Consider the following 204-nt stretch of genomic DNA (forward strand, 5'->3'; position numbering starts at 1 on the left):
TATCATCGGCGCTGGAGAGCTTAACTTCCGTGTTCGGCATGGGAACGGGTGGAACCTCTCCGCCGTCGCCACCAGACGGTATCATGGGAACGATGTTCCCTCAAAACGACATAACGAAATCAGAGCCGTGCGAACCAAACCACTTGGTCAGGATAAGCCCTCGACCGATTAGTATCTGTCAGCTGCACGTGTTGCCACGCTTCC

General features: G+C 54.9%; 1 rRNA gene. It reads right to left on the reverse strand.

From position 1 onward, the window contains the following. Window positions 1-76: ribosomal RNA gene (gene rrf / locus ACW9JV_RS19350) — 5S ribosomal RNA — on the reverse strand; the annotation flags it as partial. Between the last annotated feature and the right edge of the window lie 128 nt (window positions 77-204).

Source organism: Salibacterium sp. K-3 (genome assembly GCF_054052005.1).